Origin of the sequence: Mesorhizobium sp. M4B.F.Ca.ET.143.01.1.1 (genome assembly GCF_004792275.1) — a bacterium.
GTDB classification, from domain to species: domain Bacteria; phylum Pseudomonadota; class Alphaproteobacteria; order Rhizobiales; family Rhizobiaceae; genus Mesorhizobium; species Mesorhizobium abyssinicae.
The window spans coordinates 1-355 of the sequence record NZ_SRSR01000176.1; the positions used below are offsets into that span (position 1 = coordinate 1).

The 355-nt window shown below is 60.8% G+C and carries 1 protein-coding gene; it reads left to right on the plus strand.

Features of this window, described 5'->3' with window-relative positions; translation table 11 throughout:
* Positions 1–161 precede the first annotated feature (161 nt).
* Positions 162–355, plus strand: a 194-nt coding sequence (locus tag EN786_RS36505; protein WP_189524388.1) for an arginase family protein, incomplete at its 3' end; no start/stop codon positions are given.

Genomic DNA, 355 nt, shown 5'->3' on the forward strand with positions numbered 1-355 from the left:
ATGACGGGCTGTTGCACGGCACGAATTTCCATGTCGCCGTGGTCAGGCAAAGGCTCCAGGCCGGGAGATGACGGTGTCTGACCGCCCCTGGCCCAAACATCATCGCTACCGACAGCCAACTCCCGGGTCTATTGAACGCGCCTGACGGAGGCTGGACGCGGATGACCAAGATTTCACTTCTGGGAATTCCACACGACGACAACTCATCGTTTGCCAAGGGCGCGGCGCAGGCGCCGGCGAAAATCCGTCCCGAGCTGTTCTCCGATGCCTACAGCATGTGGAGCGAAACCGGGTTCGATTTGACGGACAGGCTTGTCGACCACGGTGACATCGATTTCAGCGCCGCCGGCGATCC